The sequence below is a fragment of the Arthrobacter gengyunqii genome (genome assembly GCF_023022985.1).
Taxonomy (GTDB): domain Bacteria; phylum Actinomycetota; class Actinomycetes; order Actinomycetales; family Micrococcaceae; genus Arthrobacter_B; species Arthrobacter_B gengyunqii.
The window spans coordinates 732596-746428 of sequence record NZ_CP095461.1 but is presented as its reverse complement, the minus strand read 5'-3'; the positions used below and the strand labels follow the sequence as shown (position 1 = coordinate 746428).

Annotated in this window: 13 protein-coding genes; 9 read left to right on the top strand and 4 right to left on the bottom strand. The window is 64.9% G+C overall.

Annotated elements, in window-relative coordinates; all coding sequences use genetic code 11:
* Window positions 1–28: 28 nt before the first annotated feature.
* Together MUG94_RS03380 and MUG94_RS03375 are read right to left on the bottom strand one after the other, a co-directional pair.
* Complete coding sequence (locus MUG94_RS03380; RefSeq protein ID WP_227908398.1) at window positions 29–784, bottom strand: PDC sensor domain-containing protein; 756 nt, start codon at window positions 782–784, stop codon at window positions 29–31.
* Window positions 781–1569, bottom strand: a complete 789-nt coding sequence (locus MUG94_RS03375; protein ID WP_227908397.1) for a FadR/GntR family transcriptional regulator — start codon at window positions 1567–1569, stop codon at window positions 781–783. Before MUG94_RS03375 ends, MUG94_RS03380 begins: the two co-directional genes overlap by 4 nt.
* A gap of 169 nt (window positions 1570–1738) precedes the next feature.
* On the opposite strand from MUG94_RS03375, the gene MUG94_RS03370 reads away from it, so the two are divergent.
* From MUG94_RS03370 to MUG94_RS03355, 4 genes are all read left to right on the top strand, one after another.
* Window positions 1739–2803, top strand: a complete 1065-nt coding sequence (locus MUG94_RS03370) for an ABC transporter ATP-binding protein (RefSeq protein WP_227908396.1) — start codon at window positions 1739–1741, stop codon at window positions 2801–2803.
* A 77-nt stretch (window positions 2804–2880) separates the two neighbouring features.
* The gene (locus MUG94_RS03365; RefSeq protein ID WP_227908395.1) at window positions 2881–4080 is read left to right on the top strand and encodes an ABC transporter substrate-binding protein; all 1200 of its coding nucleotides are present in this window, start codon (window positions 2881–2883) and stop codon (window positions 4078–4080) included.
* Between the two features lie 145 nt (window positions 4081–4225).
* A complete protein-coding gene (locus tag MUG94_RS03360; protein ID WP_227908394.1) occupies window positions 4226–5152 on the top strand; it encodes an ABC transporter permease in 927 nt (308 codons plus the stop codon).
* 9 nt (window positions 5153–5161) lie between these two features.
* Window positions 5162–5965, top strand: a complete 804-nt coding sequence (locus tag MUG94_RS03355; RefSeq protein WP_227908393.1) for an ABC transporter permease — start codon at window positions 5162–5164, stop codon at window positions 5963–5965.
* Between the two features lie 119 nt (window positions 5966–6084).
* On the opposite strand, the gene MUG94_RS03350 is transcribed toward MUG94_RS03355, so the two are convergent.
* Window positions 6085–7116 carry a LacI family DNA-binding transcriptional regulator gene (locus MUG94_RS03350; protein WP_227908392.1) on the bottom strand — a complete coding sequence of 344 codons (1032 nt, stop codon included), beginning with the start codon at window positions 7114–7116 and terminating at the stop codon, window positions 6085–6087.
* Window positions 7117–7263: 147 nt separating this feature from the next.
* Between MUG94_RS03350 and MUG94_RS03345 the strand changes: the two genes are divergently transcribed.
* Genes MUG94_RS03345 through MUG94_RS03325 form a run of 5 tightly spaced genes read left to right on the top strand, consistent with a single transcriptional unit; the run spans window position 7264 to window position 12631 of the window.
* On the top strand, window positions 7264–8628 hold the full coding sequence (locus MUG94_RS03345; RefSeq protein WP_227908391.1) for an ABC transporter substrate-binding protein: 1365 nt from the start codon (window positions 7264–7266) through the stop codon (window positions 8626–8628).
* Window positions 8628–9614, top strand: a complete 987-nt coding sequence (locus tag MUG94_RS03340) for a carbohydrate ABC transporter permease (RefSeq protein ID WP_227908390.1) — start codon at window positions 8628–8630, stop codon at window positions 9612–9614. The genes MUG94_RS03345 and MUG94_RS03340 overlap by 1 nt, the downstream gene beginning before the upstream one ends.
* Window positions 9614–10438: a carbohydrate ABC transporter permease gene (locus MUG94_RS03335; protein ID WP_227908389.1), complete on the top strand. Its 825-nt coding sequence runs from the start codon at window positions 9614–9616 to the stop codon at window positions 10436–10438. Before MUG94_RS03340 ends, MUG94_RS03335 begins: the two co-directional genes overlap by 1 nt.
* A gap of 40 nt (window positions 10439–10478) precedes the next feature.
* Window positions 10479–11453: a glycoside hydrolase family 68 protein gene (locus MUG94_RS03330; protein ID WP_227908388.1), complete on the top strand. Its 975-nt coding sequence runs from the start codon at window positions 10479–10481 to the stop codon at window positions 11451–11453.
* Window positions 11450–12631, top strand: coding sequence for a serine hydrolase domain-containing protein (locus MUG94_RS03325; protein WP_227908387.1), 1182 nt, complete (start codon window positions 11450–11452; stop codon window positions 12629–12631). Before MUG94_RS03330 ends, MUG94_RS03325 begins: the two co-directional genes overlap by 4 nt.
* Here the strand turns inward: MUG94_RS03325 and MUG94_RS03320 are convergent.
* A complete protein-coding gene (locus tag MUG94_RS03320) occupies window positions 12628–13827 on the bottom strand; it encodes an ROK family transcriptional regulator (protein WP_341482169.1) in 1200 nt (399 codons plus the stop codon). The two genes, MUG94_RS03325 and MUG94_RS03320, sit on opposite strands and share 4 nt — an antisense overlap.
* Window positions 13828–13833: the final 6 nt, after the last annotated feature.

Sequence of the window (13833 nt, the reverse complement as noted above, 5' to 3'; positions counted from 1 at the left end):
TTCGATTCTAGCGGGGCCGGCTTGAGATTCAGCGGGGAAGGGTCACTGCCAGCGGCAACGATCCGCAGGGGTGGACGGCGGTCAGACGACCGAAATATTCGGCGCCGCGCAGTTCCATCTTCAGCGGGTCCGCGGCGTGCCGCCAGTCCCCCACCAGCAGCCGCCCGGCCGCCAGCTGCGGGTCCGCTGACACCACCACTCGCCCCACCCGGTTCACCAGGGAAGCTTCCGGATGCAGCCGGCGCAGACCGGGCAGCAGGATTTTCTCAAGTGACTCCACATAGACATCAGCTCCCACCACGCCAACCACCCGGCCATCCACGATGACCGGGGAAGTCAGGGTCACCGTGTATTCGTCCGTGCAGATGAAATCGACATACGGGCCGGTCACATGGCGGACCCCGGTCTCGAGCGGAACCGTAAACCACTCGCGCCGCGAGTATGCCTCCCCCATGGACTCCACAGAGGAGAGCACCAGCAGTTCCTTGCTCCGTCCCTGCCACCACGCCATGTGCCAGGGGGCATCGCCGAGTACCTGATGGGCAGCCACGAATCCGCCGCCGGCCAGCGGATAGTCCTCCTGCGCCAGCAGGGAGGCGGTCAGGGGTTCGACGACGGCGTCAACGTCCCGACGATCGGGCGGCGCCGCCGGATCGTCGAAGAGAAGGGCCAGTTCCGGCGTCCAGGCCTCAAGGAGGCCCAGGACATTCTCAAAGAAACTGCCCAGTGCTGACGCGGGCGGCGCCGCTCCGGACGGCAGGGACTCACTGCGGGAAATGCTCATGCTTTCCTCCTGGCGGGTGCGGGGTGTGGGTTCTCTGCCGTAGTGACTTCGGCAGAGGAGTGAAGACGGGTGTGTTCATCGATCAGCCAGGCCACTGAGGTCTGGACATACTCACGGACGAGCGCCCGGGCAGTCGAAGCATCCTCCGCGCCCATGGCGGCGCAGATGCTCCGGCACAGGCTGACCATGGAGGCATCGAAGGCGGGGTCGGCATGGGCCAGGCCAAGCAGCGACCCGTAGTCGGTGTGCAGACGGACATACTCACGGGTCAGCCGAGCAGATTGGCTCAAGGCTGCGAGTTCGAGCAGGAAATTCCCGACGGCGCGGTTACCGCCCATGGGAGCATCGAGCAGGTGTGCGAGCGCGGCGATATCTTCACCATCCGCAGCATCGGTGGCGAGCTCCGCGGCAGTGGCCGCGATCGCTGAATAGTGGATGGCCAGGTCCCGCAGTTCCACCCGGCTCATGGCGGCCAGCCTGCGTCTGACCAACTCCGATCTGTCGCCGGAGGGCAACGTAACAAAGGTGCCGCCTTCACGTCCGCGCCGGGTCTCCACCAAACCGCGGTTTCGCAGCCCGGCCAGCGCTTCGCGCGCGGTGACGGTGGCAACGCCCATGGAAGCCGCCAGTTCCAGTTCGGTGGGGAGCCTGTCGCCGTCGAGCAGGGCACCCGCAGAGATCCCCTGAACTATGCGTTCTTCGACGCGGCTGGCTTTGCCTGCGTCGCCCAGCGGAGCGAAGACAGCGGTGAGCAGGCGTTTCTGCGGAGTGGTGTTTTGGGGCATATACACGATCTTTCCAGCTTGGCGGCACCGATGATGCCAAGAGGCCGGGCCGCGCATCCGTAACAAGAAATTTACATGAAGTGACCTAAATTACATATAACATCTGGTTTTATAGCTTTACTACCTGAAGCGCTTCGGCGCCCCCCAGCTGAAGTGAAAGGAACCAAACGTGCGAGCCAGTGCAGCAACCGACTCCACCGCCGCCCAGGAGCAGGCTCCCTCCGGCAACGCCATCAGCCTGTCCCAGGTGACAAAGAGCTTCGGCGATTTCTCCGCGGTCAAGAACTTGGACCTGGACATCCACTCGGGCGAGTTCTTCTCCCTGCTTGGTCCCTCGGGTTCCGGAAAAACCACGGTGCTGCGCATGGTGGCAGGTTTCGAGCCGGTGACCAGCGGCACCATTGCACTCCACGGCACCGATGTCACCAATAAGGCGCCGTTCGAACGCAACGTCAACACAGTGTTCCAGGACTACGCCCTGTTCCCCCACCTCACGGTTGCCCAGAACGTCGGTTACGGGCTGAAGCTGCGCAAAACGCCCCGGGCCGAACGGCAGCGCCGCGTCGCCGAAGCACTGGAGATGGTCCGGCTGCCGCAGGTGGCCGACCGACTGCCCTCCCAGCTCTCCGGCGGCCAACGCCAGCGCATCGCCCTGGCCCGGGCTCTGATTCTGCGCCCGCAGGTCCTCCTGCTGGACGAGCCGCTGGGCGCTCTGGACAAGCAGCTGCGTGAACAGATGCAGATCGAGCTCAAGCAGATTCAGCGCGAAGTCGGCATCACCTTCGTCTTTGTCACCCACGACCAGGAGGAAGCGCTGACCCTCTCGGACCGGATCGCGGTGTTCAATGACGGCGGAATCGAACAGGTGGGCACCCCGGAGGACCTTTACGAGCGTCCGGCCACCCGGTTCGTTGCGACCTTCCTGGGCAGCACCAACCTGATCGAAGGCGAGCTCGCCCGCCGCCTGACCGGCTCCCGCGGGCTGGTCAGCATCCGGCCCGAGCGCATCCACCTCGTCTCCCCCGGCACTGCGGCACCGGAGGATTTCTCCGCTGTCTCCGCAACCATCGAGGAGATCGTCTACACCGGGCCCACCACGCGGTACATCGCCGCCACGGAAACCGGGGACCGGCTGATTGTGCAGGAGCAGAACGACTCCCGTGCCACCGCCGCCAGCCGCGGAGACGCCGTCGAACTGCAGTGGCCCTCCCGCTTCAACTTCACCGTCCTTTAGGCCTCGGGCCCGCCCCGGCCGATTCACTCTCCACCCGCTCACAGGCTCCACCCGCACCCACTATGAAAGGTTCCCTTATGAAGATCTCCAAGGCGCTGCCCCTGGCAGCCCTCGCCTCGCTCTCGCTGGTCCTGGCCGGATGCGGAGGCGGAGCAGCCTCTGATTCATCCTCAACCGGCATCCAGGTCCCCGATCTGCCGACGGCGTCCGAAGTTGGCGAAAGCGAAGGCCAGGTCAACATCATCGCCTGGGCTGGCTTCGTGGAAGACGGCTCGACCAACCCCGACGCCGACTGGGTTTCCGCATTCGAGGAAGAGACCAAATGCCAGGTGAACCGCAAGGTCGGCGCTACCTCGGATGAAATGGTCCAGCTGATGCGCAGCGGGGAATACGACCTCGTATCCGCGTCGGGCGACGCGTCCCTGCGCCTGATCGCAGGCGGCGACGTTGCCCCGATCAACACCGATCTGATCCCTAACTTCGGCAACATTGTGGACGGCCTCAAGGGCCAGGTCTATGACACGCTGAACGGCAAGAGCTACGGCGTTCCGATCGGCCGCGGCGCCAACGTGCTGATGTACAACACCGACCACGTAGCCGAAGCCCCGGACTCCTGGGCGCCGCTGTGGGAAGAGGACACTGACTACGCCGGCAAGACCATGGCGTACGACTCCCCGATCTACATCGCCGACGCCGCCGTGTACCTGATGGCGACGCAGCCGGACCTGGGCATCACCAGCCCCTACGCCCTCGACGAAGAGCAGCTCGCTGCCGCCGTCGAACTGCTCAAGACCCAGAACGGGCTGGTGGGCGAGTACTGGAACGATGCCCTGAAGGCTGTCAGCTCCATCTCCTCCGGCACCGTGCACATGGGCAGCGGCTGGCAGGTAATCGTGAACCTGGCACAGGGCGACGGCGGCAAGGTCGAGTCCGTTCTGCCCAAGGAAGGCGCTACCGGCTGGTCCGATACCTGGATGATCGCCGCAGAGTCGAAGAACCCGAACTGTGCCTACAAGTGGATGGACTACGCGTCTTCCGCCGAGGTCAACGCGCAGATATCGCAGAACTTCGGCATGGCCCCTGCCAACGCCCTTGCCTGTGAAGGTTCCGAGGCGAACACCGCGCACTGCGAGACCTTCCACGCCACGGACGAGGAGTACTACAAGCAGGTTTGGATGTGGACCACCCCGGTTGAGCAGTGCGTTGACGGCCGCACGGACGTGACCTGCACTAACTACCAGGACTGGACCAAGGCCTGGACCGAGATCAAGGGCTAGCCAGGCCCTGCAGTGACCGCTGGTGGGCGGCGGATTGAACGACCTCCGCCCCCACCAGTACCAACCCTCCCCGCCGCACACCGCGGCGACATGTCCCACAGGCCCGGCCCAAGAGGAGAATCGGCGGAACCCGCCGGAAAGCGCCATGGCAGTAATCCAAGAAACACCGTCCCCGCCCGCCCCCGGCGCGTCCCAGGCACACCCCCGGAACAGTCCGGGCGACCGGCTCTCCCGAATGCTCTATGCCCGGCCGAAGGCCCGACTGGCCGGCCTGCTGCTGCTTCCGCTCGGCTGGCTCGGCGTGCTCTACATCGGCTCCCTGATCCTTCTGTTCATCACGGCGTTCTGGACCACGGACAGCTTCACCTCGAAGGTCATTCCCGCGTTCACGCTGGAAAACTTCATTGAGATCATCACCGTCCCGGCCTACCAGCAGACTGCATTGCGGACCATCGGAATCGCCCTGGCAGTGACGGTACTCTGCGCGGCACTTGCGCTGCCGCTGGGCCTGTACATGGCCAAGGTCGCCTCGCCGCGGATGCGGGCCGCTCTGGCTATCGGAATCACGTTGCCGCTCTGGGCCGGCTACCTGGTCAAGGTCTTCTCCTGGCGCATCACGTTTTCCTCCGGCGGACCGCTGGACTGGCTGCTGGCACCGCTGGGCATGACCGGTCCCGGCTACGGCACCGCCGCGTTGATCGTCACGCTGGCCTATCTCTGGTTCCCTTATATGGCAGTGCCGGTCTACAATGCGTTCCGGCAGATCCCCGACAGCCTCTTTGATGCCTCCGCTGACCTCGGCGCCAAAGCGTGGTCCACGGTCTGGACCGTGGCCGTTCCACTGCTGAAGCCGGCCTTCGTAGCCGGGTCCATCTTCACCTTTTCGCTGAGCCTGGGCGACTACATCGCAGCCCAGTTTGTCGGCGGTAAGACCCAGGTCATCGGCACCGTCATCGCCTCGAACATCAACCTGAACCCGCCGCTCGCCGCAGCATTCGGCACCGTGCCGATCATCGTCGTCGTGCTTTATCTGTTCCTGGCCCGCAAGTCCGGCGCCCTGAAGCAACTGTAGGAGACTGCCATGAGGCTTTCCGCTTCCGCCAAGATCACCCTGCGCGTTTTCGCCGGGCTGGTGATGGCCGCGATCTACCTGCCGCTGCTGCTGGTGATCGCCAACTCGTTCAACGCCACCACCTCCGGCGCGTTCCCCATCAAGGAATTCACCACCCGCTGGTGGGTGGCAGCCTGGCACAACGAAGGCGTCCGCGAGGCCCTCTGGACCTCGCTCAAAGTGGCATCCGTCGCCACCGTGATCGCGCTGCTGCTGGGTTCCATGGTGGCCTTTGCCCTGTCCCGCTACGACTTCTTCGGAAAGAACACCATCAATCTGCTGGTGGTCCTGCCAATCGCCCTGCCGGGCATCGTCACCGGCGTCGCGCTTAACAACACCTTCAAGACCGTGCTTGAACCCCTCGGGATCGGGCTGGGCCTGTTTTCCGTGATCGTGGGCCACGCCACCTTCTGCATCGTGATGGTGTTCAACAACGTGCAGGCCCGGTTGGGGCGGATGAACCGCGGACTGGAAGAGGCTGCGATGGACATGGGAGCCAATGTGGTGAAGACCTTCTTCGGCGTGACGTTCCCGGGCTTCCGCTCGGCGTTTGTGGCCGGTGGCCTGCTCGCCTTTGCGCTTAGCTTCGACGAGGTGGTGGTGACTACTTTCACCGCTCCGCCGGGCACCGAAACCCTGCCGATCTGGATCTTCAACAACATGGCCCGGCCCAACCAGGCACCGATCGTCAACGTGATCGCCGCCGTCCTGATCGTGGCCTCAATGATCCCGGTCTATCTTTCCCAGCGGCTCACCGGAGATGACAAGAAGTAGCGCCTGCGCGCAGTTCCCACGCATTGGTGGCCTTCGCCAGCCGTGCCCGGCACCGGTCGAGGTCAAGAGGCTTGAACCGGGCCAGGTCGCGGAGTTCTTTGATTGGGGAATTCTGCGTTTCATGGCTGGTCTCGCTTCTTGATGGAGGCGCGGACAATGACGGGCATGTCCACGAGGTGCTCGCCGCCCTTGGCGCCGTCCAAAAGCAATTCAACGGCGAGGCGGCCCATCTCCTCGTGGGGAAGTCCGATCGTCGTCAGTCCGGGCCGAAGATAGGACGCTATTTCGTCATTGTCGAAGGAAACAATGGAAACATCCTCCGGCACCCGGAGGCCCTTCTCCGTCAACGCCTGATAGGCACCGAATGCCAGCGGATCATTCAAACAGATCAATGCCCGTGGCTGGGGCACTTCGTTCAGGAGTTCATGCACGCAGGCGTAGCCGTTCTGCGGTTCCCAATCCCAGATGGATTCTTCGCGTTCAAAGGACAGTCCCCGGTCCTTCATTTCCGCCCGTATTCCGTCCAGCCGCCGGGCCACCGTGGTCGACCGGAAAACATTCCGCTCTTTCACCCCGTCATGCCCGATAAGGAATATGCCCTCTTTGTGGCCGGCGTCTGCCAGCAGTGACACGGCTGCCCGGCCGCCGCGTTCTTCGTCGGGCAGAACCGACACCGGGAAGTGCTCGTTGATGGCGTTGAGCAGAACCACGGGGACGTTTTCCTGCAGAGCGGGGATAAACAGTTCACGGGCCCGGGTCGCGGCGAAAACTATGCCGTCAACCTGTCGATCCAGCAGCGCGGCAATTGCTTCGGTTTCACGCGCATGGTCTCCGCCGGTCTCGGCCAACAGAATGACGTGCCCGGCCCGTTCCGCTGCCGCCAGGGCGCCCTTGATCAGCCCGCTGGCGAATCGTGTTGTGGCGACAGTGTCGGAGACAAATCCAATGGTTTGGGTCTTATCCATGCGCAGGCTGCGCGCCGCCACATTCGGCCGGTAACCGAGCTCGGCAGCGGCGCGGTTCACCCGGTCATGGGCATCTTTGGACAACCGGGTATCCGGACGGCCGTTGAGAATCATGGACGCCGCGGAAGACGACAAACCTGCCCGACGTGCGACGTCGGCAAGGGTCACACGCTTGCTGGTGGCCATAATTCCTCCTGCTCGATGCTAACCGCCTGTAACGACTTGGCAAATTCACTTGCGGTATTGCCGGATAAGGGACAGGGTGTGTGCTGAATGGATTTAGCGCACAGCGCCAAGTGACCTGTCACACAAGCAGCGACAAAGGAGTCAACAATGCTTTCATCCCTGGGGCGCTCGCGGCGCCGTCAACCAGTTGCCGTGGTTACTTTCATGGCCGCCGCCGGTCTGGCCCTCGCCGGATGCGCTCCGGGCAGCGGCGGAGACAACACCGAGTCCTCGGACGTCACCAGCGCCGAGGTGAACACCGAGCTCACATCAGAGGACGTCACCATCACCATCGCCGATGAAACCGGCTTCCCCGTGACGGACAAGCTGGCGGAGGAGTTCACCAAGCAGCACCCCAACGTCACCTTTGAGATCACGCGGGACACCTTCCAGAACCTCACCGCCAACGCCCCCAAGCTGTTGGCCGGGGACAATCCTCCGGACCTGATCCGGCTGCCCACCATCGGTGACACCGCCGGCGACGGGCTGCTCGCAAACCTCGATCCGTACGCCGAAGCCTACGGATGGGATGCCTGGCCCGAGACGCAGCTGTCACCGCTGCGGATGAATGAGGAAGGAACGCGCGGTTCCGGACCGCTCTACCAGGTGGGCCTTGGCTACAGCGTCACGGGTATCTTCATGAACACCGCCCTTGCCGACGAGCTGGGGATTGACGGCCCTCCGCAAACCTGGGCCGAGCTCGAGGAGGACCTCGCAACGGCGAAAGCCGGCGGTGTCCAGCCCATCATGGCCGGAGACAAGGACGGCGTGGTGAACTTCGCAATCCAGGCAGCGATGAACCAGTATGCGGACAAGGACGAGTTCCTCTCCTGGATGTTCAACGAACCCGGAAGTTCCTATGCCACCGAGGGCAACATCCAGGGTGCCGAAGTCATCCGCACCTGGGCCGACAAGGGGTACTTCCCTTCCGACATCAATGCCATTGACTACTTCACCTTCGTCAGCCGGTTCTCGGAAGGTGACGGCCTGTTTACCTTCAACGGCAACTGGGAGGCCGCGAACTACCAGAAGGCGCTGGGCGACAACGTCGACTTCTTCCTCGTTCCGCCGCTGGAAGAGGGAGGCGACCACGTAGCCATGGGCGCCGCCAACTCGTTCTCGGTGGCCGCGGGCTCTGATGATCTGGACACCACCACGTACTTCCTGGACTGGATCCACACGGATCCGGCCGCACGCCAGATCATCTCCGACGTCACCGGAGCGTCCCCGGGCGGAGACCCCGAGCTCGAGCAGCCCACGGTGGAGGAAGGTTCGCTGATTGCGTCCGCCCTGGATATGGCCGCACAGATCGGTGCGGAGAACGGCCAGGTGGACTTCATGTCCAACACCACCTCCGGCATCTACGCCGGATCGATCATCCCGGAGTCGCAGCTGCTGGTGACAGGCAAGATCACCGGCGAGGACTTCGTCAACCGCGTGCAGGCGTTCTATGAGAGCGAAGTGAACGACTAATGCAAAAGGCCGCCACCGGCCCTGTCCGCCGTCGTTCCGGGCAGCAGGAAAACGCAGCTGCGGGTTCGACTCCGGCAGGGCCGGCAGTGGCCGCCCGCAAACCGCGCAAACGGAAGTCCGTGGGCCGCGCCGGCTATGTCGCCTGGCTGATGCTGCTTCCGGCAATAGGCGTCTACGCCGGGTTCGTCCTGATTCCGCTGGCCATGGGGCTGCAGTACTCGTTCTATGACTGGAACGGGGTCGGAGCATCCACCTTCGTGGGGATCAAGAATTACGCGAAGGTTCTGACGGACCCCGTTCTGCTCGGTTCGATCCTCAACGCCATCACCCTGATCGTGTTCTTCACGCTCATCCCCATCGGCGTCGGGCTGATCCTGGCCAGCCTGATCCGCTCCATGCGCCAGGGCCTGATGTCTTCGGCAGCACAGACCATCCTGTTCCTGCCGCAGATTGTGCCCCTTGCCGCGGCCGGTATTGCCTGGTCATGGATGTACGCGCAGACAGGCACGGTCAATCAGTTCCTCAGTGCTGTCGGGCTCGGCGGGATCACCCGTTCGTGGCTGGCGGATTACGGAACGGCCCTTCCCGCCGTCGGGCTCATCGGTTCCTGGGTCCTCACCGGTCTGTGCACGGTGCTGCTGCTGACCGGCATCGGCAAAATCGATACCTCCCTCTATGAAGCGGTCAGGCTCGACGGCGCCGGCTGGTGGCGGGAATTCTTCACCGTCACGCTGCCGGGGCTGCGGCAGGAAATCGCGGTCCTGGCGACCTTGACCATCATTGCCGCCCTGAGCAGCTTCGACATTATCTACACCTCCACGCAGGGCGGCCCAGGCCGCACCACCCTCGTTCCGGGCATTTCCATCTTCCGCATTGGCTTCACCCAGAGTGATGTGGGCCTGGCATCGGCCTTTGGAATTGTGCTGATGGTCCTCGTCCTGCTGGTAGTACTTCCCATTCAGCGACTTTCGAAGGTGAACGACTGATGCGTACCAGCCGCAGTGAACTCCTGCTCGGCCGGCTGCTGCTGGCGGCGGCACTTATCCTGACTCTCCTGCCCCTGATCAGCATGCTGTCCGCAGCGCTGCAGCCGGCGGACCGGAATCCCACCGGCATTGTCTGGCCCACCGACCCGCAGTGGGGCAACTTCGTTACGGCCTTTGAGGTGGGCAACGTCTGGCGGCTGATGACTTCCAGCGCATTCATCGTCCTGGGCGTGGTGCCCGCGGCGATGCTCATCGCCACCCTCGCCGGCTATGCCCTCGGCGCGCTCGCCCCGAAGGGCGGCCGGGCGGTCCTGATCATCTTCGTCGCCGGACTGACCATCCCGTTTGAAGCCCTGATCATCCCGCTGTATTACCAGGCCCAGGCCATGGGGACCCTCAACACCCAATGGGCAGTGATCTTCCCGCTGCTGGGGCTCTTCATGCCCTTCAGCGTTTTCTGGATGCGTGCCCACTTCATCAACGTTCCCCGCGAGCTGTCCGAAGCCGCCCGGGTGGACGGCGCATCGGTCTTCCAGGAGTTCCGGCAGATCCAGCTTCCCCTCGCGCTGCCTGCACTCTCGGCTCTGGCGATTCTCCTGTTTCTCTGGACCTGGAACCAGTTCCTGCTCCCCGTGGTGCTCATCGCCGATCCGCTTGACCGCACTGTGGCGGGAGCGCTCACCTTCTTCCAGGGACAGTACTCCCTGAGCATTCCGCTCCTGAACGCGGGAGCACTGCTGATCATCACGCCGGCCATCATCGTGTTCCTCATCTTCCAGCGCCAGTTTGTCCGCGCACTGCTGCAGGGCGCCGTCAAGGGCTGACCCCGCAACGCCTCCAGTCTCCGATTAAGGACCACGCACCATGAGCTTTGCCCTCACCGACCACTGGGTCTGGGATTTCTGGCATGCCGACGACGGCGACCGGCACCACCTCTACTATCTGCATGCGCCGCGGTCACTGGCAGACCCCGGCCTTCGCCACCGGAACGCACGGATCGGCCTTGCAACCTCGGATGATCTTTCAACGTGGGTCGACCACGGGGTGGTCCTTGAGCCGGGCGGGGCGGCAGACTTTGATGCGAGCGCCACGTGGACCGGCAGTGTGGTCCGGGCCGACAACGGCGCCTGGCACATGTTCTACACCGGCACGCGCTTCCTGCACCCGGAGAAGATCACCAACGTTGAAACGGTCGGCCGCGCCGTCTCCGACGATCTGCGTTCGTGGACCAAACAGGCGGAGCAGATTCCCGCCGATCCCCGCTGGTATGAGACCCTCGGCGACGGCAGCTGGCATGAGGAAGCGTGGAGGGATCCCTGGCTGCACCGTGATTCCGCGGGGCTCTGGCACATGCTGATTACCGCCCGGACCCGCGAGGGCGCCGGACGGGACCGCGGCGTCGTCGGGCACGCCACCTCTTCTGACCTCCAGAACTGGACCGTACAGCCTCCGCTCAGCGAACCCGGAGCCGGTTTCGCCCACCTCGAGGTGCTTCAGCTGGTGACCATCGAGGACCGCCATGTCCTGCTGTTCTCCTGCGACACCGCCCACCTTGCCGGGCAGCGGGAGGCAGACGGAACCGGGGGCGGGATCTGGGCGCTTCCTTTGGCGTCGGACCGTCTGGAGCATCCCCTGGACATCGCGTCCGCCATCCGACTGACCTCCGAGGACCTCTACGCCGGACGCGCAGTGCGCACCCGCTCCGGCGAGTGGGTGCTGCTGGCCTTTGAAAACGTAGACACCGAGGGAACCTTTATCAGCGGCATCTCGGACCCCCTCCCCCTGGAGTGGGCACCTGACGGCAGTCTTTGCCTCGCATCGGCCGGAATGCGCGCATGATCGGCGAGCGGACCGGTATTTCCGGCACCTTCGAACCCCGTTTTCTGCCGGTGCGGAATGCTTTCGAGGCGGCCTTCGAGGGAAGGCCGCGGATGGGCGCGGCCCTGGCCGTGCACCATCAGGGACAACTCGTCGTCGACCTCTGGGGCGGAGTCGCGGATGCCCGCACGGCTGTTCCCTGGACCAGCGCCACGTCCACCGTTGTCTTCTCCTGCACCAAGGGGATCATGTCCATCCTCCTGGCACGCCTGGTTGAAGCTGGCCGCCTGGACTACGACGCGCTGCTCACTGATATCTGGCCCGAGTTCGGCGCCCGCGGGAAAGGCAGCGTGACCATCGGAGATGCGCTCGCCCACCGCGCAGGGGTATCGGCTCCGCGCAGGGCCGTGGATCTGGCGGAAGCCCTCGACTGGGAACAGATGACCGGCCTGCTCGCCGGGCAGGAACCGCTGTGGGAACCGGGCTCCGGCTACGGATACCACGCGTTGACCCACGGCTGGCTGTCCGGTGAAATCATCCGCCGGGTCACCGGACAGTCCCCCGGTGAGTTCCTCCGGGAAACCCTGGCTGATCCGTTGTTGGCCGAGCTCCAGCTTGGTGTGCCTGCAGCGGAGCAGGCCAACATTGCGCATCTCGAAGCAGGCGAGAGCCTGCAGGAACTCGTGCGGTCGCAGCAGGCGGAGCGTCAGCCCGACGTCACGGACTGGCCCGCTCGCGCGCTGACACTGGGACATGCCTTCCCGCAGGAACTGGTGGGCGACGACGACGGGTTCAACCGCTCCGATGTCCGCGCCGCAGAATGGCCCGGTGCGGGCGCCGTGGCCACTGCCCACGGATTGTCGGCGGCGTGGTCCTCAGTTGTCCATGACACCGCCGCCACCCGCCGGCTGGATCCCGCGGTGCTCAAGCAGGCTACCGAGGTGCGCAGTGAAGGCCCACCCGTGTTCCCCGCCCCTGAGCCGTGGTCTCGGTGGGGTGCCGGGTTCCAGCTGGATTCGGCGGCGCGGCGCTTCGTCTCCGCGGACGGATTCGGGCACGACGGCGCGGGCGGCCAGGTGGCGTTTGCCGAACCTGGGCTGGAGCTCAGCGTTGCGTTCCTGACCAACTGGATGGAGGCCGGCGACGATACGCGGGCCACCCGCATCATCGATGCCCTCCGCGAAGTCATGGAGGCCTAGGCGGTCGCTGCCGCGGCCAGCATCCCGTCCACGCTTTCCGGTGAGAGCGCATGATGCAGGGCCAGCATCCCGGCGCCCAGCATTCCGGCGTCGAGCCCGGACGCGGACTGGACAATCTGCAGGTGCTGGGTGGCCAGCGGCATGCTGCGCGAATACACCGCCTCCCGCACTCCGGCAATGAAGTGCTCGCCGGTGAGCGCCATGGACCCGCCAATCACGATCACCGCAGGATTCATCATGCTCAGGCAGGCGGAGAGCACCTCGCCCACGTCCCGGCCGGCCTGCCGCACCGCTCGCAGCGCCTCACGGTTTCCCTGGCTGACCAGCTGCACCACGTCGCGGCTGCCCTCGGCGTCGTATCCGGCGTCCCGCAGCTTCAGCGCCACCGCCGGACCGGAGGCCAGCGCCTCCAAACAGCCGAAGTTCCCGCACCGGCACAGCTGCTCGCCGCCGCCGGACACGCGGATGTGGCCGATGTCCCCGGCCACCCCGTCCGCTCCGCGCAGCAGTTCGCCGTTGCATATGATGCCGGCGCCGATGCCGGTGGCCACCTTCACGAAGATCAGGTTTTCGACGTCCGGCCAGGCTGCTTCCCGCTCCCCCATGGACATCACGTTCACGTCGTTGTCCACCAGCACCGGCACGCCGAAGTATTCGTGCAGGTAGCCGGGAACGTCGAAACCGTGCCAGCCGGGCATGATCGGCGGATTGATCGGCCGGCCGGTGCTGTGTTCCACCGGCCCGGGCAATCCAACGCCCACCGCCAGCAGGTCGGCGGCGGACCGGCCGGTTTCCGCCAGCAGTCCGGTGCCCAGTTCCACCACGGCGTCGAGCACGGTTTGCGGTCCGGCGCTGACCAGCAGCCCATCCCGGAGCGTGTCGGCGAGGGAGGTGCCGGACAGATCGGTCAGTCCCACGTGCAGGTGCGAGGCGCCGATGTCCACCCCGAGCACCACCCGCGTTTCGGTCTGCAGCGCCACCCGGGCCGAGGGCCGCCCGCCGGTGGAAACGGCGTCGTCCACCGGCCCCACCAGGCCCAGTTCCATCAGCGCATCGAGTCGAAGAGCCACCGTGGAACGGGCCGCTCCCACCAGGTCGGCCAGTTCACTGCGGGTACGCGGCTGCCCGTCGCGCAGCAGCTGGAACAGTTCGCTGGCGCCGGCCGAAGCAGACGCCGTTTTCCTTATATCGACCACTGAGCA